This is a genomic window from uncultured Paraglaciecola sp., from assembly GCF_937123705.1.
Classification (GTDB): domain Bacteria; phylum Pseudomonadota; class Gammaproteobacteria; order Enterobacterales; family Alteromonadaceae; genus Paraglaciecola.
This window is the reverse complement of record NZ_CAKZKO010000010.1, coordinates 139,395-159,243: the sequence shown is the minus strand read 5'-3', so window position 1 is coordinate 159,243 and position 19,849 is coordinate 139,395. Positions and strand designations below refer to the sequence as shown.

Sequence of the window (19,849 nt, the reverse complement as noted above, 5' to 3'; positions counted from 1 at the left end):
GGGTTCGTAACAGTTTGCTCGGCACCACTTCGTTTCACATATCAGCAAACTATTACTCACCGCTTATTGCGACGTTAAGTGCCAAGAGTATATTTCTAGTTTGGGAGTAAAATGAAACAAGTAATAAATGGATTTTATGGGGCTTTTGCCGGAACTACTGAATATGATCAATTTCAAATAGATAAAAAGTCAGTTACTGAGCTTATAGTTTGTGGGAAATTCCCCGTTGTTATTTTAGTGCCAGAGTCCCTAGGTCAAGATGGAGAGCCAACAGAGATAGCCCCGATAGCAATAACCTTAGGGGATTTTGGTGCGGAGCTACGAACTTGTAAAGTAGTCAATTCAGATCAAAAACGCTGGGGTATGACCTTAGCTATTGAAGACATTTATGGAGAATATTCATATTCTGTTTTTCAACTAAAAATAGTCACAATAGACCCTGTGAACAAACCTCTTAATTCTGAAATTTGTAATGATGATGGAAAAATACATCATGAAAACGTGGCGGTATTAGCCACGAAATTTGTACATAAATTTATAGAAGCTTATAAGGGTGTAAACAACTCTACCAAAGATTGGATTCCTGAAATTACTCCATCAAAACTAAGCCCTTGGCACAAAATGGCTGCTAATAATTTTAAAGGTGAACAGCTTTGGGCTATGGGAGTGTACGACCAACGCGGGACTGGAGTTGGGCTAGGTTGTAATTTACCTGAAGATAAAATGCAGTTGTTGCAAACTTCATTAAAACGAAATTACGTAGAAGATAGCGCTACTAAATATCGCCAAATGGCAAATAAATATAAAACTCAAAAAGATTACCACTCATTCTGTGTATTTGTAGTTATATCATTTGAACATTGGGTGTTCAGGGAAATTAGATCTGTCTTGCTTTCCAAAGGTAAATCAAATGACGATATCGATAGCGATTTTTATGAGGTAGATCGCAGAGGGAAAATACGTAATATTTCAAGAGAAGATGCTTTGGCTTTAGTTATTGGAAATAAAAGGTTTAAAAATAATTCGTTTTATATTCAGTTTATTGAAAAGGTTGTAGCAAGACGTGATTCGATCGTTCATGGTAGAAAAGAGGAACTCACCGAAGATTGCGCTGAAGAAATGGTACATATTATGAAATCCCTAATGTCGTACTTAAGTATGGAAATACATCAGAAATAGGCACTTAACAAGTTACTTAAACGGACGCTAAACAGTTGGCTAGCTTCGTTCCTCGCAATTTTAGCCAACTATTTCGCGCCGCTTAGTAAGGCGTTAGCTGCTAGAAGGTATTTGAAATGTTTTTATCAATAATTTACCTTGGAATAAGTTTCTTTTTTACATACGGCACCTACGTAAGCTTACCGCGAAATGGCTGTTACCCAATCCCTGCTAGCAAGGGAGGGGGAGAAATATGCACAGATTCTCAAGGTTTTGAGTTTATCACTATATTATATTTTGCGATTGCATTACTGTTTGCAATCTTAGCGCTCCTAAGAGTACTCAAAAAAGTAAATTTGGTTAATCCCAACACATACAATGCCAAAGACTTGTCAAATCATGACTCTTAAAATCGCAGCTAACAAACAAATCATGGCCGACGCGCAAACAGCGCGCGCCGCATATTCGAAGCGTTATATTTTCTAGTGTTGGTCGTAATGCCCACCTATTGCGAAAATGTATACACAGTCTTCATCAAACTTATAAATTAGCCTGTCTTTTTGGGAAATTCGTTTTGACCATAATCCAGATAAGTTATGCTTTAAAGGCTCTGGCTTTCCGAGGCCGCTAGCGGGATCCGAGCGCAACATTTCCTTTATAATTTTACATAATGCTTTGTGAAGCTTGTTGTCTTTCTCTCTTAATTGTTCGTATGCCAGCCAAGTTTTCCCTTCAAAGACTAGTGATCTCATCTAATTGCTCTTTTGTTGGCTTATAACCTTGATTGCTTTTGTGTGTGCCCAATGACTCTGAAATTTGGTTCATTAAGCTGCTGCTTTGTAATACGTGTAATGTTTCCTGCTCTCTTTCCCAGTCATCAGCACTCATAACAATAAAAGCCTCACCCGCGCGCCTAGTTACTTTTAAAGGCTCGTGATCACTTGCAGTCTGCTCGACATAGCTTTTTAAATTGTCCCTAAATTGATTTACGCTTATGCTATTCATAATTCACTCAATATTATGTACGGTAATGTCGTACATAATATTATTAAAAATATAACAAAGCAATAAAGTCGGGTTCGTAACAGTTTGCTCGGCACCACTTCGTTTCACATATCAGCAAACTATTACTCACCGCTTATTGCGACGTTAGTTTTTAGTAAAGTTTGGCATCTACTAAAGAGGAAATAAAAGTGATAGATCTGTTTTCACTATTAAGTATTGGTATCGCATTTTTTGTTATAGCTGTTTCTCCTGGACCAGCAAATATTTCCAATGCAACCATCGCTATGAGTAAAGGTAGAAGGACCAGTCTAATTTATGGTGCGGGACTTTCTACGGGCCTAGTTTTCTGGGGAGTTGTTGCAGCAAGTGGTATGGGAGCTATTCTTCAAAGTTCTGTTTATTTATTAATGTCACTGAAAGTTTTTGGTGGTCTATACCTATTAAGACTTGCTTTTCTGTCTGCTAAAGAAAGTATGAAACCTAATTCAGCTAACCTTGGAATGATTGATGAAACTTTTTCAGATAAAAAGTGGTTTTTGCGTGGAGTTATTATGAATATCTCTAACCCTAAAACAGTAATCGCTTGGATGGCTGCACTTTCTGTTGGCTTGGGTTCAAATGACGGGATCTTATCTATTATTTCAGGATTGGTAGTTTGTATCATTGTAGGATTTGCTACAAATGCTATATATTCAATATGTTTCTCATATCATGGAGTTATGAACTGGTATCAACGTGCAAGTCGATGGATAAATGGTGCTACTTCATTTTTATTTACTATTGCAGGCATTGGATTGCTTCGTTCAGCCTTTAACCGTAGTACAGTGTCGTAATAAAAACTAACAAGCTGTTCAAGGCGGGACTGCTAAAGTTTGGCTCGGTTTCGCTTCGCTACACAGTTTTTCCAAACATTATCAGCCCCTTAACAGGGCGTTAGGGCTACTTTGACAATCCCACCTTACGTACATACAATGTACATATGATTAAATTCGAGTGGAATGCGGCTAAAGCGGCAACAAACATTAAAAAACACGGTGTTTCGTTTGAAGAAGCTAAATCCGTATTTTTTGATGAATTTGCTGTGCAGTTCTTTGATCAAGATAACTCCAAAACCGAAGACCGCTTTTTGATGCTTGGAATGAGCAATGAAACCAACTTGTTGCTCGTTTGTCACTGTGAGCGAGATGATGGCAACACAATCAGAGTTATTTCCGCTAGAAAAGCGACAAAAAATGAAAGTAAAAATTATCTGCGAGGACATTAATTATGAAAGATGAGTATGATTTATCAGCAATGAAATCGCGTAAAAATCCTTACGCAAGTAAATTAAAAAAGTCTGTAACCATGCGTCTTGGAGAAGATGTTATTTCTTACTTTAAAAATATGGCTGAAGAGTCTGGTGTGCCTTATCAAAGCCTCATCAATTTATATTTGCGTGATTGCGTTGCAACACACAAAAAAATCGATATTAACTGGCATGCATAATTGCAGCCCTAACAAACAAAGTCATCGGACACGCAAAATGCGCGCGCCGTTGCTTTGAAACGTTAGCAGTTCATAATTTGACATTGCGTGCGCCTAAGCGTACGCTTTTGTTTGGAGGTATTTATGACTACATTAACTGCAACAGAAGCGCGAGCAAATCTTTATCGCGTTATTGATGAAACTGCTGAATCGCATGTCCCTGTTAAAATAACTAGTAAGCGAAACAATGCCGTTCTTTTATCAGAAAAAGATTGGGATGCGATTCAAGAAACTTTATATTTATTGTCTGTACCCGGGATGCGTGAATCCATCCAAGAAGGTTTAGAAACTGATATAAAGGATTGTTCTGAGAGCTTAGACTGGTGACATGGAAAGTTATGTACACGAAGCAAGCCCAGAAGGATGCAAAAAAACTTGCTAGTAGCGGTCTCAAAAGTAAAGCTAAGGTTTTAATCGAAATACTCAAAGAAGATCCGTTCCAATCTCCCCCCTCATTTGAAAAATTAATTGGTGATCTTTCTGGCGCTTATTCAAGACGAGTAAACATACAACATCGATTAGTATACCAAGTGTGTGAATTGGAAAAAGTAGTCAAAGTACTGCGATTATGGAGTCACTATGAGTAATAGAACTGCTAACAAAACAATAAACCACATTCGTTTCACTCATTGGGAAAAAGCCTCGCTTTCGCTCTGTTTTTCACGTTATTGTAGGGGTTATGTGCAAATCATTGATAACTCGTTCATCTAAATAGGGTAAAACAGGAAGCTATATGCAAATTCACTATCTTGAAATTGTTACATCTGATGTCGATGAAGTTTGCGAAACTTACTCCAAGTTACATGCTGTGACGTTTGGAGAAAGTGATATGAATTTAGGCGGGGCTCGGGTAGCAGAATTCTCTAACGGTGGAAAAGTGGGAGTTCGATCACCACTACGCGAAACAGAGAAGCCCATAGTCCGCCATTACATTCTTGTAAATGATATCCAAGCTACAGTAGATGCAGCATCAAAGTCTGGTGCAGAAATAGCCGTGCCACCAATGGAGCTTCTAGGCTATGGGCAATGTGCGATTGTTATTCATAATGGAATTGAAACAGGGTTTTGGCAGCTTTGATTTTTGTAGATAGATATTCACATTACAAGTTGCTGCAACGGACTCGTCAAACTGTCACCGCTTATTGCGGCGTTATGTGCCGTAGTGGTAGCGCAGTTGAGCAATTAGAATTGTATCATCTTGCTGTTTGTATACGATGCGATGCTCATCATTAATTCTACGAGACCAATAGCCTGATAACCCGTGCTTTAATGGCTCAGGTTTTCCAATGCCCTCATTTGGAGTTCTTTGGATATCTTTAATGAGCAAATTTACACGTTTAAGTATTTTTTTGTCTGTAGTTTGCCAGTATAGATATTGTTCCCAAGCTTTAGTTGAAAAAGTGAGTTTCACTCGACAAGCTCTCTTTGGGTTCCATTGCCAGCTTCAAGTTCGGCAATAGAATCAAGCAAGCTTCTAGCGTTAGCTGGAGATCTGAGTAAATATGTAGTTTCTTGCATTGCGTTATAGTCTTCTAGGGACATCATCACTACAGGAGCTTCACTTTTACGAGTTATAATAACTGGCGCATGATCATTACAAACATGCGCCATTGTGTTTGCTAAATTTGCTCTAGCTGCTGTGTAGCTTATTGCATCCATATTGGGTCCCAAAATGTTCATGTACGTTTATTTGTACAGTGTAACGTGCTAGCACATAACAATCCAATTAATCCGACCTCAAGTCGCTGTGCTCTTTTCGCCGGCTTATTGGGGCATTATATTCCTGCTAGACACCTGTTGCGCAACACGCTACGCTTTCTTCAAACATAAAGGGCTAAAAAAGTTCTTTGAGTCAGGCAGCAAATCCGGCATTCAAGCCAAGCATGAACGTCGACTTCGAATGCAACTAGCGGCTATTGATACTGCGACTGTTTTAGACGACATTGATTTACCAGGATTTAAGTTGCATGCCTTGAAAGGTAAACGGGATGGAATGTGGTCTATTACTGTAAATGGTAGTTGTCGTGTCACATTCGAATTTACAGATGGCAATGCTTTTATTTTAAATTATGAGGATTATCACTAATGAATATGCATAATCCACCGCATCCGGGTGAATTTATTTCCGATGTTTATATGGAACCTTTTGGCTATAGTTGCCGATTTGTTGCCAAACAATTAGATGTTTCTCCTTCAACTTTAAGTCGTATCTTAAAAGCTAAAAGTGCTATTACGCCGGAAATGGCTTTGCGACTATCAAAAGCCCTAGGCCGTAGCCCTGAAAGTTGGCTATCGATGCAAGACAATTATGACCTCTGGCAAGCAAAACACAATGTTAACTTAGCTAAAGTGCATCAAATTGATTTTGAAATTGCGTAAAGGTATATAACGAGTTGCCAAAGTTCGCCGCAAAAAGCGCGGCTGGGAGAAATAAGCATCGAGTATGGTAATCTAATACAATGGAGTGCAATTACTATTGAGCTTATTGGCTTAGTTTTAATTTCTGTTGAACTCTATTTTCCTAAGACGTCAGAGTTTCTTAAAGCTACTTTTGAAGAAACTAAACCCAAGCTCATGAAAAATCAAAAAGCATGGATAGGAAGCTTCATATTAATCTGGATTGTAGCTGTAGTTAGTCTATCTGCTTGGGATAATTCAATGTTCCTTGTTTCCAATGTATTTTTTAGTGCTATTACGGCGTTACTGCTTCTCATATTAGGCATTAGCAAAGCGCTTGTTCGGGTAGGAGTTGTGCTTGGTCGGGGAAACTCTGTAGGAGGAGTTGGATTAGTATTAGCACTAATTGGCTTTTCGATTGAACTTTTGCAATTAATGTGACGTGGTCATTGTTGAGAAAGCACATAACATGGCACTCAAGATCTTTCCCTGCGGTCACTGGGACAAATACTCGTTGGCGCGTTCCGCATTTCGCCAACAAGTAATTGCCCTTAGTTTAGCGTTAGTTGCCAAGGGAGATCAATTTGAGCATTAGAGTTGTTGAGGTTGTTGATTACGATCCAAATTGGAAGAATACTTTTGAAACTGAAAGAATATTGCTAGCTAAGGCAATTGGTATTAATGCTGTCAAAATAGAACATATCGGCAGTACGTCTGTAGTTGGTTTAACAGCCAAGCCTGTTATTGATATTCTAATAGAGGTTGTCGACCTTAAAGAGTTAGATAATGCAGCTGAAAACATAGAAGCACTCGGTTATACAATCAAAGGTGAAAATGGTATTTCAGGCAGGCGGTATTTTCAAAAAGGTGGCAACCAACGAAGTCATCATGTTCATGCGTTTCAAGCAAATGACTTTCATTTACATCGACATAGAGCATTTAAAGAGTACCTAATTGCTCACTCTGCAATAGCTTTAGAGTATGGTTCTCTTAAAAAAGAGGCTGTTCCTAAAAGCGAGAATGACATTAATATCTATATGTCACTTAAAAATAGTTTTATTCAAAAGCATGAAAAAATAGCGCTTGAGTGGTTTGGCAGCTAACAATCCAATCAACAAGGACAAAAAGCAATTGGCTCGCCTCACTTTGTTCGTTAGTATGGCCAAATATCTTTAGCCTACTATCTGGGCGTATAAGGACCAATTACTTAATGAAAACACAAGTAATTATCTGGGTCATATTAGGGTTGTGTTCAACCCCGACGTCTGCTAAGAATGGCCAATGACGCTGGAATTTGATTCATTAAGCTACTGTTTTGTAACACGTGCAATGTTTCCTGTTCCTTTTCCTAGTCATCAGCACTCAATAAAAGCCTCACCCCTGCGCCTAGTCACTTTTATAGGCTCATGATCACTAACAGTCTGCTCCACCTAGGTTTTAAATTGTCCCTAAATTGGTTTACGCTTATGCTGTTCATATAAGACTACAAATTTATGTAGGGTAATGTCGCACATTTTAGTGTAAAAAAATCAGATTCATATTTAACCGCAATACCCTATAGATATCACCGCGAGCTTACGCGGTAGCTCACATGTAAATTCAACCGGACAGTTAACATAAACCCTCAATTGAGGAACATCTAGTAAATGGAGTGAGTTATGAGTATGGTAATTTCAATCCTAGGTACAATATACTCTTTGCACTTGGTTACCTGATTGGGGTAAAGCGCTATATGCGGCTTATCGCTGGGTATCGGCCTGGCAAGATCAAAAACAAAGAAGCTGTTGCTCGAAGTTTTCGTGTGTGGTGCTTTGGTGGTGGAGTCGCGCTCTTGTTAGTCGGCGCTTTGTTGCAGTGGGGCTAAGTATAAGAAACACCTTAATTAAAATTTCTCCACCACGCATTATGCATACACCGGAATCATTACAATGCGAATAACAATGGCTACTTTTACGTTGCGGCGTCTATTTGCGACAAAACGGCTCGTGTTAATGGCGTTACACTTCAATTAGAGGAATGCTATAAGGAGATGTGGCACAATAGGCAATCGTATTTTATTTAATTGATTAGCAGTATTAGTTGAAGCTAAAAAGCACTCAAAAGAAAGATTGACTTAAAAAACCATGAAGTCAGAGAGGTAAGTAACTTAAATGCTTCATCCAACAAATACGCTCAGAGGTATAAATGAAAACTAGACCAGAAATAATCATGTCTTCAATAGATTCAGACAGACTCTATTCTTTAATTGAGTCTTTGCCGAAGAATAGTGTGCCCGGTATTAATGAATTGGAAAATGAAATTAGTCGAGCGACGATTTTGGAGTCAAAAGAGGTACCTTCAAATATCGTAACAATGAATTCGACAGTACGATTTTTTGTTGAATCTACTCAAAAAAACTTCGAATTAACGTTAGTTTATCCAAAAAATATGCAGTCAAATGGAAAAACGATTTCTATATTAGCGCCAGTTGGTAGCGCTTTATTAGGGCTTTCAATTGGCGATGAAATTGAGTGGCCCAAACCCGGAGGCGGTAACCTTAGTGTGAGAATCACACAAATAATTTATCAGCCAGAGAGATCCGGTGATTTCCATTTATAGAAAAATGAACATTTGTATTAACGGTCCCCTTGGCCTTGACTGAAGGGGACAACCAATACGGTATTTTGTTTATCTGTTATGCGAGCGTTAGTTGCAGAGAAAACTCTAATGAGTTGTTGGACGTTGTGGGCACGGTTGAGCATAACGCTTTGAAAAATCATATAAAATATATTATTTAGTCTGAATAATAAAAAAGCGCCTTTAGGCGCTTTAGACTAAATTTTATTTCACCAGCCTTTTACGTGTCGCTAAGCCAAATAAACCAGTAAATAACAACGCTATCGTCCCTGGTTCGGGAACAGCTGTAGCTCCAGCACCTACAATAATCTGGATTGATGTACTTGCAGCTTGGGCGCCACTTGCATCAAAAGCAGTTAAAGAAATGTCATAAATACCATCTAAAGTGGGATCAAAACCAGGAATAAACCAATGTGGCTTCCATGAGTTTTGTGCCAAGTTATTTGATGAAATTAGTCCATCATAGGTTACCGTGTCGGTATCGGATGATCGACTTCCAGCTCCATTTCCGGTGTTATTGTCGCCTATCGCATGATCCCAGGCCACAACACCACTATTGGTGTTAACATCATTGATAGGATCAAAATCGAACAAACTGACAGAGGCGCTTGGATCGGTATCCAATGACAGCATGTAAGTGAAGTCACCTAAAAAGCCACCTGAACTATCAAAATTTGAATTAATTGACCATTCAAAACTCCACACAGCTGTTGAGCCAGATTGAGTTGGTGCGACTCCGGCATCAAAACTATAGGTACCGTCTCCGTTACTGTTAAAAGTATTCTCAGGCGCCCCAGCGGCATTATGGCGTAATTTACCTCGCAAACCTAACTCAAAACCGTTTGCCTGATCAACGGTAAAACTGCCATTCAGGTTTCCAGATCCGAAGATAACGTCTCCCGTTACGTCTGCGTCGAACATAATTGTTGCGGATACTGAAGTCGAAAACATAAATCCAATAACTAATGCTGCACTTGTTAATTTTTTCATATTTGTTCCTTAAATTATTTTAGTAAAAATCAATAACTCAGTTCACTTAACTGTGACCTGTACAACCGCTCAAAAAACAAGCATTAAATGAGCCATGAAAATTAAACCTTTACCTTTTAGTTAGTTATGAATTTGTAGTTTTATTTTGTCTAATAGTTGTAAATTTTTTTGACATTTTTCTGTGACTGAAGATAACTTCATTGCTGTCATTCCGTAGCTTTGAATGCTTTATGCGAAATGTAACTACTAGAATTCATGCAAGATAAAGGCAGAACTCTAGAAAACCTTCATCTCATTGTTAAACGCGTCTTTTTGATTTACGGTATGATGCTTTTTCTTTTTGGTTTAGCTACTCCAGAGTTTAACTAGACTTGTAAAGTTTAGGATCTGACCCAAAACATATAGCAAGTCATGCAAATTAACACGTAGCAGTTGGTCTTAACCCTTTGTTACTCATTCTAAATATCTAGTACTTACCTCATTGCGAGGTAAATAAAATTCAAGGTACCTATGCAAAATAATCAAGACTCATTTATCAACTCCTTTTTAAGGCTCGAATCTGCTGGCGGTGTTTTGCTATTTGTGTCTGCGGTACTTGCAATTTTGGTAGCCAATTCTTTTCTTGATCCGTATTACCAACTTTTACTCACTACACCTGTTGAAGTGCGTATTGGAGCGCTAGAAATTGCCAAACCTCTTCTACTTTGGGTAAATGATGGGTTAATGGCTGTTTTCTTTTTTTTAGTTGGACTTGAATTGAAGCGAGAGTTACTTGAAGGTGAATTGAAAAATAAGAAAAATATAATATTGCCAGGGGTTGGTGCTGTTGGTGGAATGCTGGTACCAGCTTTAATTTATCTTTATTTTAATGCAGACAACCCGGTAGCTGCTAAAGGTTGGGCGATTCCAGCAGCAACAGATATTGCGTTTGCCTTAGGTGTTTTGACACTACTAGGCTCTCGAGTCCCAATTTCTATTAAAATATTCCTTACATCTCTAGCTATATTCGATGATATCGGGGCAATACTCATTATTGCTTTCTTTTATACCTCAAATATTTCGTTCGAAGCATTGTGTGTTGTTGCCCTTTGTATTCCTATTCTCTTTGCTATGAATAGATATAACGTCATATCAAAGAGTCCTTACGTTCTTATTGGCATTATTATGTGGATTGCAACACTCAAATCTGGGGTACATGCGACACTTGCTGGTGTTGTGCTAGCAATGTTCATTCCTATGCGTTCTAAACAAAAGCCTGAGTATTCGCCACTTAAGACGATGGAACATGATTTACACAATGTTGTAGCATTTTTCGTACTGCCCGTTTTTGCGTTTACTAATGCGGGAATTAATATACAAAATGTAAGCCTAGATCAAATTATGCACGGGGTACCGATAGGGATCGCGCTGGGTTTGTTTTTTGGTAAACAAGTTGGAATTTTTGGTTTGTGCTGGCTCGCAATTAAATTGAAAATAACAAGCCTACCAAAGAATATGAATTGGTTGAGCTTATATGGCACTTCAGCGCTTTGCGGCATAGGTTTTACCATGAGTCTGTTCATCGGCTCCCTCGCCTTCGAAGAAACGGGCGTTAACGTCCTATTCGATGAACGCCTTGGTATCATTCTCGGGTCGTTGTTATCAGGTATTTTGGGTTATTTAGTGCTCCGGGTGTGTTTTAACTCTAACAAGCCCGTGATGGATACCACCCCATCAACTGATTAATGAGTTGGTATCCATCAGGACGCGAGATGCTCGCTGGTCTAAGTTGCTGGCTGTTTAGCGGCCTTAATTGAATAAAGTGAGAAAATTTTTTGGTACGGCAAACCTTATCAAAGTTGATCATAAATACTTTTTTCAACTTTAGTTAGAAAGTAAGTGCTTACTTTTCGTTTGCATATTTAGTCGGCTGAATGCCTTGCAAAGAACCGCGTTTCTCTCTTAAGATCTAGCGCCGTTCAGCTATAAAAATTGAGATAAATGACAGTAAGACATTTAGTTAACGAGATTAAATTATTAAGTGGCTTTACGGCCAACTCAACGAGTCACGTAGAAAAACTAATTTCAGCTTTTGGTGGTTTCATCAGCATTGGTGGAATTTTGTGGTTAACTAGCCTGTTGATTGAGGCTGGCACTTTAGACCCAAGTAGTGGCATTTTAGTGATAGCCTCAATGGGCGCCAGCGCTGTATTGCTATTCGCAGTGCCTCATGGAGCGTTGTCGCAACCATGGGCGGTAGTTGGGGGTCATATTATCTCTGGTGCAATCGGCATCAGTTGTTTTAAGTTATTTGGTAATAGCTTTGTTGTTGCTGGATTAGCTGTTGGTATCGCTATTGGCGCAATGTATTACTTGCGCTGCATTCATCCTCCTGGAGGTGCTACCGCACTCACTGTGGTTATGGGTGGTTCGGTTATCACCGATCTTGGTTATCAATATTTATGGGTGCCTATTGCAGTCAACCTTGTGGCGATCCTTGTTATCAGCGTTTTATTTAATGGATTATTTGCTTGGCGTCGCTACCCAGCGCATTTAGGGCATATCTTCAAAAAGCCCCTTAGAGTAAAACCCAAAGACCGTCAGTTTGAGTTAACCCACGAAGATTTTGCGGCCGCTATGCAAGACTTGGATTCATACGTAGATATTACCCCAGAGGGTTTAGCCGATTTGCTGGAATTAGCCAAGCAACATGCCGAGAGAGACATCATTCACCCCTCCGAAATTATTGCAGGCCGCCTATACAGTAACGGTAAGATAGGCAGTGTATGGAGTATTCGACAAGTTACAGATATATCAAGCTCTAGGAGCCAAATTGAACTCAACCAAGTTTCCTATAAAGTATTGGCCGGTGATGAAAGTGGTCAAACTAATGTATGCTCCCATTATGATTTTCATCAGTGGGCTAGATTTGAAGTAATAAAGCAACAACAGCAGTGGATTAAAGTCGACAGCGGGTCTGAGGGATAATGTTGAATAAAGGTGTAATGTTCTTTTTTTTGGTTAGTTTGATAGCTGCTTGCAGTAGTTCGGATTGGCGCACAGCTAGTCGAGAGCCTGCCGGTATTGCAATCGATCCGGCAATTTTTAAAAATGCCGTAATTGAGGTTTATGCTGCCGATGCGTTTAGTTGGCGCGGCTGGTTTGCAGTACACACTTGGATAGCCCTTAAGCCAGAAAATGCTATTGAGTATACGGTTTACGAAGTAGTAGGCTGGCGCATCCAAAGTGGTTTGCCAGCCTTGCGTGAGTATCAAACTACTACACCTGACCGCTATTGGTACGGTGCAAAGCCAGAAAGATTGCTATTAATTAAAGGCGATAAGGCAAATGCACTCATTCCTAAAATCTCGGATGCGGTGGCTCGCTATCCTTGGGCTAATGAATACACGCTATTTCCAGGCCCAAATAGTAATACTTTTCCCCAATGGATTGGCCTGCAAGTACCTGAACTAGGTTTAGAATTACCATTTCGTGCTTTAGGCAGCGGTTATGCTAACTAATTCAACATTTGATGAAGGCTTAGAACATGTATTCTTTGAGTGACGTAATTTTGATGGCGATAGCCTTGGTTTTAGTTGTAGAAGGCATTGGTCCTATGTTATTTGCCAACAAATGGCAGCGTTTTTTAGTACAGGTCTCCCAACAGCCCGTTAACCAATTGCGTTCTGCCGGCGGTGTATTGGTAACTATTGGCGTAGTCAGTTTAGTTTATTTAATATAGCCCGAACACTGAATGGTATAACTTCTCATCCATCCTTTATTAGGTGTTGTGGTATTGATTATAAACAGCGCGATTTTGTTATTTAGCTAGCGATAATTTTTTGATAGAATCCCCGCCTAATTTTATGACTCCGTCTTATTCATGGCTAAAAATGTTGTAGTACTTGGCACCCAATGGGGTGACGAAGGTAAAGGTAAGGTTGTTGATTTACTGACAGATCAAGCAACTTATGTAGTGCGTTATCAAGGTGGTCACAATGCTGGTCACACCCTTGTTATCGACGGTGAAACCACTGTTTTGCACCTTATTCCATCTGGTATTCTGCGTGACAACGTTACTTGCGTAATTGGTAACGGCGTAGTGCTTAGCCCTGAAGCACTACTCAAAGAAACCGCTATGTTAGAAGCCCGTGGCGTGCCCGTTAAAGAACGCTTACGTATCAGCGAAGCTTGCCCACTCATCTTGCCTTATCACGTAGAGCTAGACCTTGCCCGTGAAAAAGCCCGAGGCAACAAAGCTATAGGTACTACAGGCCGAGGCATTGGCCCTGCCTACGAAGACAAAGTATCGCGCCGTGGCTTACGTGTTGGCGATTTGTTTAATCCAGAAGACTTTGCGGTTAAGTTAAAAGAAATCCTCGAATACCATAATTTTATGCTCACCAACTACTATAAAGTTAAGCCGGTGAGTTATGAAAAAGTATTGGCCGATGCACTAGCAGTTGCCGACATTTTAAAAGCTATGGTAGTGGATGTAACAGACGTACTCGATAAAGCCCGTTTACGAGGCGATTGTATTATGTTTGAAGGTGCACAAGGTACCTTGCTTGATATCGATCACGGTACTTATCCTTATGTGACTTCGTCGAATACCACAGTAGGTGGCGTGGCTACAGGTGCTGGTTTTGGCCCGTTAAACTTAGATTATGTACTTGGCATTGTTAAAGCTTATACCACACGTGTTGGCTCTGGCCCTTTCCCTACTGAGCTTGATTGTGAAGTGGGTCAACATCTTGGTGTGAAAGGCCATGAATTTGGTGCCACCACTGGCCGTAAACGTCGTACCGGTTGGTTTGACGCAGTTGCTATGAAACGCGCCGTACAAATCAACTCTATTACCGGTTTCTGTCTAACCAAATTAGACGTACTTGATGGTTTAGAAAGCTTAAGTATTTGTACCGGTTACAAAGACGCCCAAGGTAACATCAGCGATGTGCCACCTATGGCCGCCGATGGTTATGAGTTAATCGAGCCAGTATATGAGTCTATGCCGGGTTGGAGCGAAAACTCATTTGGCGTCACTGAATATGCCGATTTACCACAAGCGGCTAAAAACTATATTAAACGTTTAGAGGAACTAACAGGTGTGCCCATTGATATTATTTCAACTGGCCCAGAAAGAAACGAAACCATAGTGTTAAGACATCCGTTCGAGGTGTAATATCTAAACGCTCACACATCTATTTGACTAGGCTGCATTTTGCGGCCTTTTTTATGCCTGAATTTTGTTAACGGCAGTAGTTTTTTCAGTAATTTTTGCGGTAACATGAGGGACTAAGCATTACATTTTATAGGTTTTCCATGCAAGCAAACACCCAATCAGAACCCGTTAATTTTCCAGCTATTGCCGACATTGCACCCAAAATAGCATTATTAAAAAATACCTTTGCTTCAGGGAAAACCAAGCCTTTGGCATGGCGGGTGGAACAGCTTAAACAGATTAAAAAAATGGTGCTTGAGCAACAAGACAACATTTTTGCCGCTATGCAACAGGACTTAGGCCGCTGCAATATGGAATCATGGACTGCAGAGCTAGGCGGCGTGATAACCGAAGCCGATCATGCAATAAAACACCTAAAAAAATGGGCCAAACCCCGCAAAGTCTCTACGCCCATAGTCGCTCAGCCCGGTAAAAGTTATATGTTGCCAGAGCCGCTTGGCACTATCTTGATTATTGGCGCGTGGAACTACCCGCTATTATTGGTTTTATCGCCACTCATTGCAGCGATATCGGCTGGTAATAATGCCTTAATAAAACCTTCTGAGTTATCGCCCAATGTGTCCAAGCTAGTCGCAGAGATGGTGGCACAATATTTAGACAATGAAGCTTTTGCCGTGGTCGAAGGTGCGGTGGAGGAAACCACCGAGCTACTGAAACATCAATTTGACCATATCATCTACACTGGTGGCGATGTAGTAGGCAAAATTGTGATGCGCGCTGCTGCTGAATTTCTCACTCCTGTGACCTTAGAATTAGGTGGCAAAAGCCCCTGTATTGTCGATAGCTCCACTGACTTAGATGTAACGGCCTCAAGAATTGCTTGGAGCAAATGGATGAATGCAGGGCAAACTTGTGTTGCGCCTGATTATATTTTGGTAGAAGAAGCTTTTGCACCCAAATTAATCGAAGCGATTAAAAATAAAATTACTGAGTTTTATAGTGACGACGCCGCTAAAAGTCAGGATTATGGGCGCATTGTGAATGAACGTCACCTTGCCCGCATAGTCAGTTATTTAGAAGACCAAAACGTGGTACACGGTGGTAAACATGACGCAGCCAACAAGTTTATCGAGCCAACATTAGTGCTCAATCCCGCCATCGACAGCCCGTTGATGCAACAAGAAATTTTTGGTCCAATTCTACCCATAGTGACGGTCAAAAACATTGAGCAGTCGATCCCCTTTGTGAACGAGCGCGCCAAACCTTTGGCCTTGTATGTGTTCACTAAAAACAGCGATTTTGAACAACAAGTGCTCAACTCAACAAGTGCCGGCATGGTGTGCGTAAACGACGGATTTATGTTTGCCGCCAACCCCAATTTACCTTTTGGTGGCGTAGGCAACAGCGGTACGGGTGCTTATCATGGCAAAATTGGTTTTGATAACTTCAGTCATTTAAAAACCGTGATGAAACGCAGCTTTATGTTTGATGTGCCGCTGCGTTACCCGCCTTTTACCGACAAAAAATTTAAGCTCCTTAAAAAAATGATATAGGTGATTTATGACCCTTGCTCCATTTCATTTAGCGATACCTGTGATTGATTTACCTCAGGCACAAACCTTTTATGGTGACTTGTTAGGCTGTGAACAAGGCCGCAGTAGTGAACAATGGATCGACTGGAATTTTTATGGGCATCAGTTGGTCACCCACCTTGTAAATGACATGCCCAGCCTACCTAAACATAATCAAGTGGATGATCATGCCGTGCCAGTGCCTCACTTTGGAGTGGTATTGCCATGGCAAGATTGGCAGCAATTGGCCAGAAAACTTGAACAGCATCAAATGAATTTTATTATCGAACCTTATGTTAGATTTGCCGGACAAGTCGGCGAACAAGCCACAATGTTTTTTCTCGACCCTAGTGGTAATGCGCTTGAGTTTAAGGCGTTTAAAGACATCAACCAGCTTTTTGCGTCTTAATATTCGATGCGCACTATACAGAGTTGACTTACTGTTTTAGCAATAGCTCTGCTTTTTCTGATAAATGTGGTTACATTTTGGATATGACAACAGAGCTAAAGTCGGCCATTATTGAACACTTACAAATGAGGAATAAAAAGTGAATAAAGATATAAAAGGCATGTGTTTGTTCTTGGGCATGATTGGTTTGGCTTATACTGCGCTACTAATATTGACCATGTTGTTCACAGGCGTAAAAATTCTAAAAAGCATTGTATTTATATCCGCATTTTCTTCGTTTTTGATAAGCCTTGGTCTTACACCTCAAGTAAAGCAGCGCTTGGTGCAAGTCATTAAACTAAAAGTGGCTGCTTATAAATAACGCCCTGAACACCTGTTTAGTGAACTTGGCGGATGTTTTTGCGTAAGCAAAAAGTGACAACCTTACCCAATCCGCTAAGAACACATTAGTTTAGGAAGGAAGTAAGAAACAATTAAGCCCAGTTACTTTATTTTTATTCCTGATAAATCCTGATTATTCAAATTCAATACCAATCCGTTTACCGTGTTACTTTTGTCTTTTACAAATGTTATTGAAGCGTCAACCTGCTTTAACACAAAGCGACTATCAGTAACGGGGAAAATAGGTAAAGTAGCATCACCTGTTGCAGTGATAAACAATGCACCTGCATTTAGACTAACTCTTATTGAAAAGTCATCCAATTCATAAACTCCAACATATTTTTTTAGTAATCCATTATTTAAGGTAGCTTTGGAGAATAATTGATTGTTAAGGTTAAATATCGCCTGTGATTGTTTACTTTGATTATGTTTAGCCAGTAATTCAGCAAGGTGATGCAACTCGCTTGCTTCAAAACTTATTTGTTTTTCAGAGTTTAGTGTTTTAACAATATCTAATGCATTATTGTAGCCTTTATCCTCCAACTTGTTTTTGAGCAATTTGATATCGGGTGATAGACCAAAATCTTTGAGATAAAATTCTGCCAGTTCATCCATTAAGTTTTCTGGTTTTGCTCCTGCAAGGTTCGTTAGTATTACAATCGACAGTCCGTCATCGGGATAAACTACCAAGGCCGATTGTCCTCCACCAGCGGTGACGATTTTCTTGTTGAACGGCCGGTTCACCGTGTACCAGCCTAAAGCGTAGGGGTGCATGTTAGGGTTTTCTTTTGCCCAAACACCACTACTAAGTGGTGCTTCTTGCAATAACTTTGTCACGCTTTTTTTGTGTTTAAAAAACAAGCCATTTTGTAACGCGATAACCCATTCAGCTAATTCATTAGCCGTTGAACTCATCCCTGCTCCTGCACGAATAATCGATGGAAAATAAGTTAAAACATTAGTTAGAGTTTCCTGCTCGCTTTTTCTATAATCTCTCGCCTGATGGGTGATTACATCTTCGAAATGAGCAAATCCAGCAGCTTCTGTTCTCGTCATACCAATTTTTTTCAGCTGAAATTTTCTAATCAAGTCTGCGTAACTTTTACTACTGACGCTCTCAATAACTTGACCTGCCACTAGATAATTTGTTTGGTTATAATGAAATGCAGTTCCCGGCTTGAATAGCATTTTTTTAAGCTTTACAGCCTGCCATGATTGTTCTTCGCCTCCACTATCGATCAATTGGAAGCGCTCATTCATGATATCAGGTAGTCCAGAGCTATGAGTCAGGACTTGGTTAACAGTAATTCGTTGCCACGATCTAGGTAAGTCAGCTATATAAGTTGAAATAGAAGCATTGAGATTAATTACCCCTTGTTCAGCCAGTTGCATCAAAGCCACACAGGTAAATGCTTTCGTAATAGATGCAATGTTAAAAACAGTATCTTTGTCTACCTTCACTAAGTCTTGAATATTAGCGATACCATAGCTAGCCGCTTTGACCACTTTATTATGCTGAATCACTGAAACTTGTAGACCAGGAATATCATTTTCTTTCATCTTAGTAACAAGAAAATCGTCGACATTATCGGCATTTACAGCAGCGTTAACCAACAAGAAAGCTATACTTAGCGTGATCTTCTTGATAACAAGCTTCATTTTTGCACATTTCATTTCCTTCAATATACAAAACCCTTCAGTTATAGTTTTTATAAAATTTAACTAGCCATATATGGCTTGTAACTTCTTGCCTTACTTTCAACATGTACACATTAAATTCGTTGACGTAAGAATAAAAGCGTTCAGAGCCGTTTTAAATCAATTTTATCCAGCATTTGGCCAGCGGCCTTCAAATTTGCAAGCAAAAAATATGTAATAAACATGCTTCTCCATCTGTCTATATAGATACAAGATTAAGTTATGAGGATAATCACTATGTGTTCATCTCCAAAATCAAGCGGTCACGTCCGTATTAATCGAGCACCTATTAAAGCGTTTGGCGAAGATCTTACAAAAGAGCAACGCTTGCATTTTGCTGAAGTAGCAAACAGTGTGGATGAACGTCGCCAACACAGACTTGACACCAAGCGACGCTGGGAGCAAAAACATAATACCGGCAGAAGAAAGCAGCATCATACATCCGTTTGGCAATGGCTAAACAATTTTTTTGCTTCTCTTTCTACTCGATAATAAAAGATGATCAGAGCCGTTTTAAATTGTTTTGAATAAAACTGCCCTGCCGCTGATGCCCAAAACTTTTTTAGGCATCTGCCCTTAAAGCTAAAAGTTATCTATACAATAAACATAGGCCAATTATTAAGACGGCACTGACCCTTTTATCATTCAGTATATTTCTTCGATTTTGTAGTTTCTTGAATGGAGTAGAGATCTAGTTCATATTACATATTTTCCTTTTACCGTTTTCTTGGGGAAAAGTGATTCATATAAGGAATGTAAAGATGCTACTTCGTCGACTTACACAATATGTACAAGAACAAAATTGGGGTGCCGTGGCTCTCGACTTTATTAATGTCGTCGTAGGCGTTTTTGTGGGTCTGCAAGTGTCGAATTGGAAAGAAGCTCGCGCATTCGACAATAAAGAAATGGCGCTAATGCTCTAGCTCACTTGCTATTTTA

Annotated in this window: 28 protein-coding genes; 22 read left to right on the top strand and 6 right to left on the bottom strand. The window is 39.8% G+C overall.

The window, feature by feature from the left end:
- The first annotated feature begins 111 nt into the window (after positions 1-111).
- Complete coding sequence (locus Q0688_RS01980; RefSeq protein ID WP_299072447.1) at positions 112-1,179, top strand: hypothetical protein; 1,068 nt, start codon at positions 112-114, stop codon at positions 1,177-1,179.
- A 461-nt stretch (positions 1,180-1,640) separates the two neighbouring features.
- Here the strand turns inward: Q0688_RS01980 and Q0688_RS01975 are convergent, their stop codons facing one another.
- Together Q0688_RS01975 and Q0688_RS01970 are read right to left on the bottom strand one after the other, a co-directional pair.
- A complete protein-coding gene (locus Q0688_RS01975) occupies positions 1,641-1,910 on the bottom strand; it encodes a Txe/YoeB family addiction module toxin (RefSeq protein ID WP_299072445.1) in 270 nt (89 codons plus the stop codon).
- A complete protein-coding gene (locus Q0688_RS01970; protein WP_299072443.1) occupies positions 1,891-2,163 on the bottom strand; it encodes a type II toxin-antitoxin system Phd/YefM family antitoxin in 273 nt (90 codons plus the stop codon). Before Q0688_RS01970 ends, Q0688_RS01975 begins: the two co-directional genes overlap by 20 nt.
- 188 nt (positions 2,164-2,351) lie before the next feature.
- On the opposite strand from Q0688_RS01970, the gene Q0688_RS01965 reads away from it, so the two are divergent.
- The 6 genes from Q0688_RS01965 (at position 2,352) to Q0688_RS01940 (ending at position 4,765) form a co-directional block, all read left to right on the top strand.
- On the top strand, positions 2,352-2,996 hold the full coding sequence (locus Q0688_RS01965; protein WP_299072440.1) for a LysE family translocator: 645 nt from the start codon (positions 2,352-2,354) through the stop codon (positions 2,994-2,996).
- Between the two features lie 146 nt (positions 2,997-3,142).
- A complete protein-coding gene (locus Q0688_RS01960; protein WP_299072438.1) occupies positions 3,143-3,427 on the top strand; it encodes a BrnT family toxin in 285 nt (94 codons plus the stop codon).
- 2 nt (positions 3,428-3,429) lie between these two features.
- The gene (locus Q0688_RS01955; RefSeq protein ID WP_299072436.1) at positions 3,430-3,648 is read left to right on the top strand and encodes a CopG family antitoxin; all 219 of its coding nucleotides are present in this window, start codon (positions 3,430-3,432) and stop codon (positions 3,646-3,648) included.
- Between the two features lie 123 nt (positions 3,649-3,771).
- Complete coding sequence (locus Q0688_RS01950; protein ID WP_299072433.1) at positions 3,772-4,014, top strand: type II toxin-antitoxin system Phd/YefM family antitoxin; 243 nt, start codon at positions 3,772-3,774, stop codon at positions 4,012-4,014.
- An 11-nt stretch (positions 4,015-4,025) separates the two neighbouring features.
- Positions 4,026-4,274 (top strand): Txe/YoeB family addiction module toxin, encoded by a 249-nt coding sequence (locus Q0688_RS01945; RefSeq protein WP_299072432.1) that lies wholly within the window; start codon positions 4,026-4,028, stop codon positions 4,272-4,274.
- Between the two features lie 146 nt (positions 4,275-4,420).
- A complete protein-coding gene (locus tag Q0688_RS01940) occupies positions 4,421-4,765 on the top strand; it encodes a hydroxylase (protein ID WP_299072430.1) in 345 nt (114 codons plus the stop codon).
- A 72-nt stretch (positions 4,766-4,837) separates the two neighbouring features.
- Here Q0688_RS01940 and Q0688_RS01935 read toward each other — a convergent pair whose 3' ends face one another.
- Complete coding sequence (locus tag Q0688_RS01935) at positions 4,838-5,098, bottom strand: Txe/YoeB family addiction module toxin (protein ID WP_257172494.1); 261 nt, start codon at positions 5,096-5,098, stop codon at positions 4,838-4,840.
- Complete coding sequence (locus tag Q0688_RS01930) at positions 5,095-5,346, bottom strand: type II toxin-antitoxin system Phd/YefM family antitoxin (protein WP_299072424.1); 252 nt, start codon at positions 5,344-5,346, stop codon at positions 5,095-5,097. The genes Q0688_RS01935 and Q0688_RS01930 overlap by 4 nt, the downstream gene beginning before the upstream one ends.
- Before the next feature lie 124 nt (positions 5,347-5,470).
- Here Q0688_RS01930 and Q0688_RS01925 point away from each other — a divergent pair, with 124 nt between their 5' ends.
- The 5 genes from Q0688_RS01925 to rnk all read left to right on the top strand — a co-directional run bounded on the left by Q0688_RS01925 (position 5,471) and on the right by rnk (position 8,682).
- Positions 5,471-5,773, top strand: a complete 303-nt coding sequence (locus Q0688_RS01925; protein ID WP_299072467.1) for a type II toxin-antitoxin system RelE/ParE family toxin — start codon at positions 5,471-5,473, stop codon at positions 5,771-5,773.
- Positions 5,773-6,066, top strand: coding sequence for a HigA family addiction module antitoxin (locus Q0688_RS01920; protein WP_299072421.1), 294 nt, complete (start codon positions 5,773-5,775; stop codon positions 6,064-6,066). The genes Q0688_RS01925 and Q0688_RS01920 overlap by 1 nt, the downstream gene beginning before the upstream one ends.
- 195 nt (positions 6,067-6,261) lie before the next feature.
- Positions 6,262-6,525: a hypothetical protein gene (locus tag Q0688_RS01915; RefSeq protein WP_299072418.1), complete on the top strand. Its 264-nt coding sequence runs from the start codon at positions 6,262-6,264 to the stop codon at positions 6,523-6,525.
- A 143-nt stretch (positions 6,526-6,668) separates the two neighbouring features.
- On the top strand, positions 6,669-7,187 hold the full coding sequence (locus tag Q0688_RS01910; RefSeq protein WP_299072415.1) for a GrpB family protein: 519 nt from the start codon (positions 6,669-6,671) through the stop codon (positions 7,185-7,187).
- A gap of 1,081 nt (positions 7,188-8,268) precedes the next feature.
- Positions 8,269-8,682: a nucleoside diphosphate kinase regulator gene (rnk, locus tag Q0688_RS01905; protein WP_299072412.1), complete on the top strand. Its 414-nt coding sequence runs from the start codon at positions 8,269-8,271 to the stop codon at positions 8,680-8,682.
- A 222-nt stretch (positions 8,683-8,904) separates the two neighbouring features.
- Here the strand turns inward: rnk and Q0688_RS01900 are convergent, their stop codons facing one another.
- Positions 8,905-9,690, bottom strand: a complete 786-nt coding sequence (locus Q0688_RS01900; protein WP_299072409.1) for a PEP-CTERM sorting domain-containing protein — start codon at positions 9,688-9,690, stop codon at positions 8,905-8,907.
- 510 nt (positions 9,691-10,200) lie between these two features.
- Here Q0688_RS01900 and nhaA point away from each other — a divergent pair.
- From nhaA to Q0688_RS01860, 8 genes are all read left to right on the top strand, one after another.
- Positions 10,201-11,415, top strand: a complete 1,215-nt coding sequence (gene nhaA / locus Q0688_RS01895) for a Na+/H+ antiporter NhaA (RefSeq protein ID WP_299072406.1) — start codon at positions 10,201-10,203, stop codon at positions 11,413-11,415.
- A gap of 255 nt (positions 11,416-11,670) precedes the next feature.
- The gene (locus Q0688_RS01890; protein WP_299072404.1) at positions 11,671-12,657 is read left to right on the top strand and encodes an HPP family protein; all 987 of its coding nucleotides are present in this window, start codon (positions 11,671-11,673) and stop codon (positions 12,655-12,657) included.
- Complete coding sequence (locus Q0688_RS01885) at positions 12,657-13,190, top strand: DUF3750 domain-containing protein (RefSeq protein WP_299072401.1); 534 nt, start codon at positions 12,657-12,659, stop codon at positions 13,188-13,190. The genes Q0688_RS01890 and Q0688_RS01885 overlap by 1 nt, the downstream gene beginning before the upstream one ends.
- Positions 13,191-13,216: 26 nt before the next feature.
- Positions 13,217-13,411, top strand: a complete 195-nt coding sequence (locus Q0688_RS01880) for a DUF2065 domain-containing protein (protein WP_299072399.1) — start codon at positions 13,217-13,219, stop codon at positions 13,409-13,411.
- Between the two features lie 141 nt (positions 13,412-13,552).
- Positions 13,553-14,851, top strand: coding sequence for an adenylosuccinate synthase (locus Q0688_RS01875; RefSeq protein WP_299072396.1), 1,299 nt, complete (start codon positions 13,553-13,555; stop codon positions 14,849-14,851).
- Positions 14,852-14,991: 140 nt separating this feature from the next.
- The gene (locus Q0688_RS01870) at positions 14,992-16,404 is read left to right on the top strand and encodes an aldehyde dehydrogenase family protein (protein ID WP_299072393.1); all 1,413 of its coding nucleotides are present in this window, start codon (positions 14,992-14,994) and stop codon (positions 16,402-16,404) included.
- A gap of 7 nt (positions 16,405-16,411) precedes the next feature.
- The gene (locus Q0688_RS01865) at positions 16,412-16,831 is read left to right on the top strand and encodes a VOC family protein (protein ID WP_299072390.1); all 420 of its coding nucleotides are present in this window, start codon (positions 16,412-16,414) and stop codon (positions 16,829-16,831) included.
- Between the two features lie 139 nt (positions 16,832-16,970).
- Entirely contained in the window at positions 16,971-17,192 is a 222-nt protein-coding gene (locus Q0688_RS01860; RefSeq protein ID WP_299072388.1) for a hypothetical protein, read from the top strand.
- A 122-nt stretch (positions 17,193-17,314) separates the two neighbouring features.
- Here the strand turns inward: Q0688_RS01860 and Q0688_RS01855 are convergent, their stop codons facing one another.
- Positions 17,315-18,886: a serine hydrolase gene (locus Q0688_RS01855; RefSeq protein WP_299072465.1), complete on the bottom strand. Its 1,572-nt coding sequence runs from the start codon at positions 18,884-18,886 to the stop codon at positions 17,315-17,317.
- A 261-nt stretch (positions 18,887-19,147) separates the two neighbouring features.
- Between Q0688_RS01855 and Q0688_RS01850 the strand changes: the two genes are divergently transcribed.
- Together Q0688_RS01850 and Q0688_RS01845 are read left to right on the top strand one after the other, a co-directional pair.
- Positions 19,148-19,402: a hypothetical protein gene (locus Q0688_RS01850; protein WP_299072385.1), complete on the top strand. Its 255-nt coding sequence runs from the start codon at positions 19,148-19,150 to the stop codon at positions 19,400-19,402.
- A 269-nt stretch (positions 19,403-19,671) separates the two neighbouring features.
- A complete protein-coding gene (locus Q0688_RS01845; protein ID WP_299072383.1) occupies positions 19,672-19,833 on the top strand; it encodes a hypothetical protein in 162 nt (53 codons plus the stop codon).
- Positions 19,834-19,849: the final 16 nt, after the last annotated feature.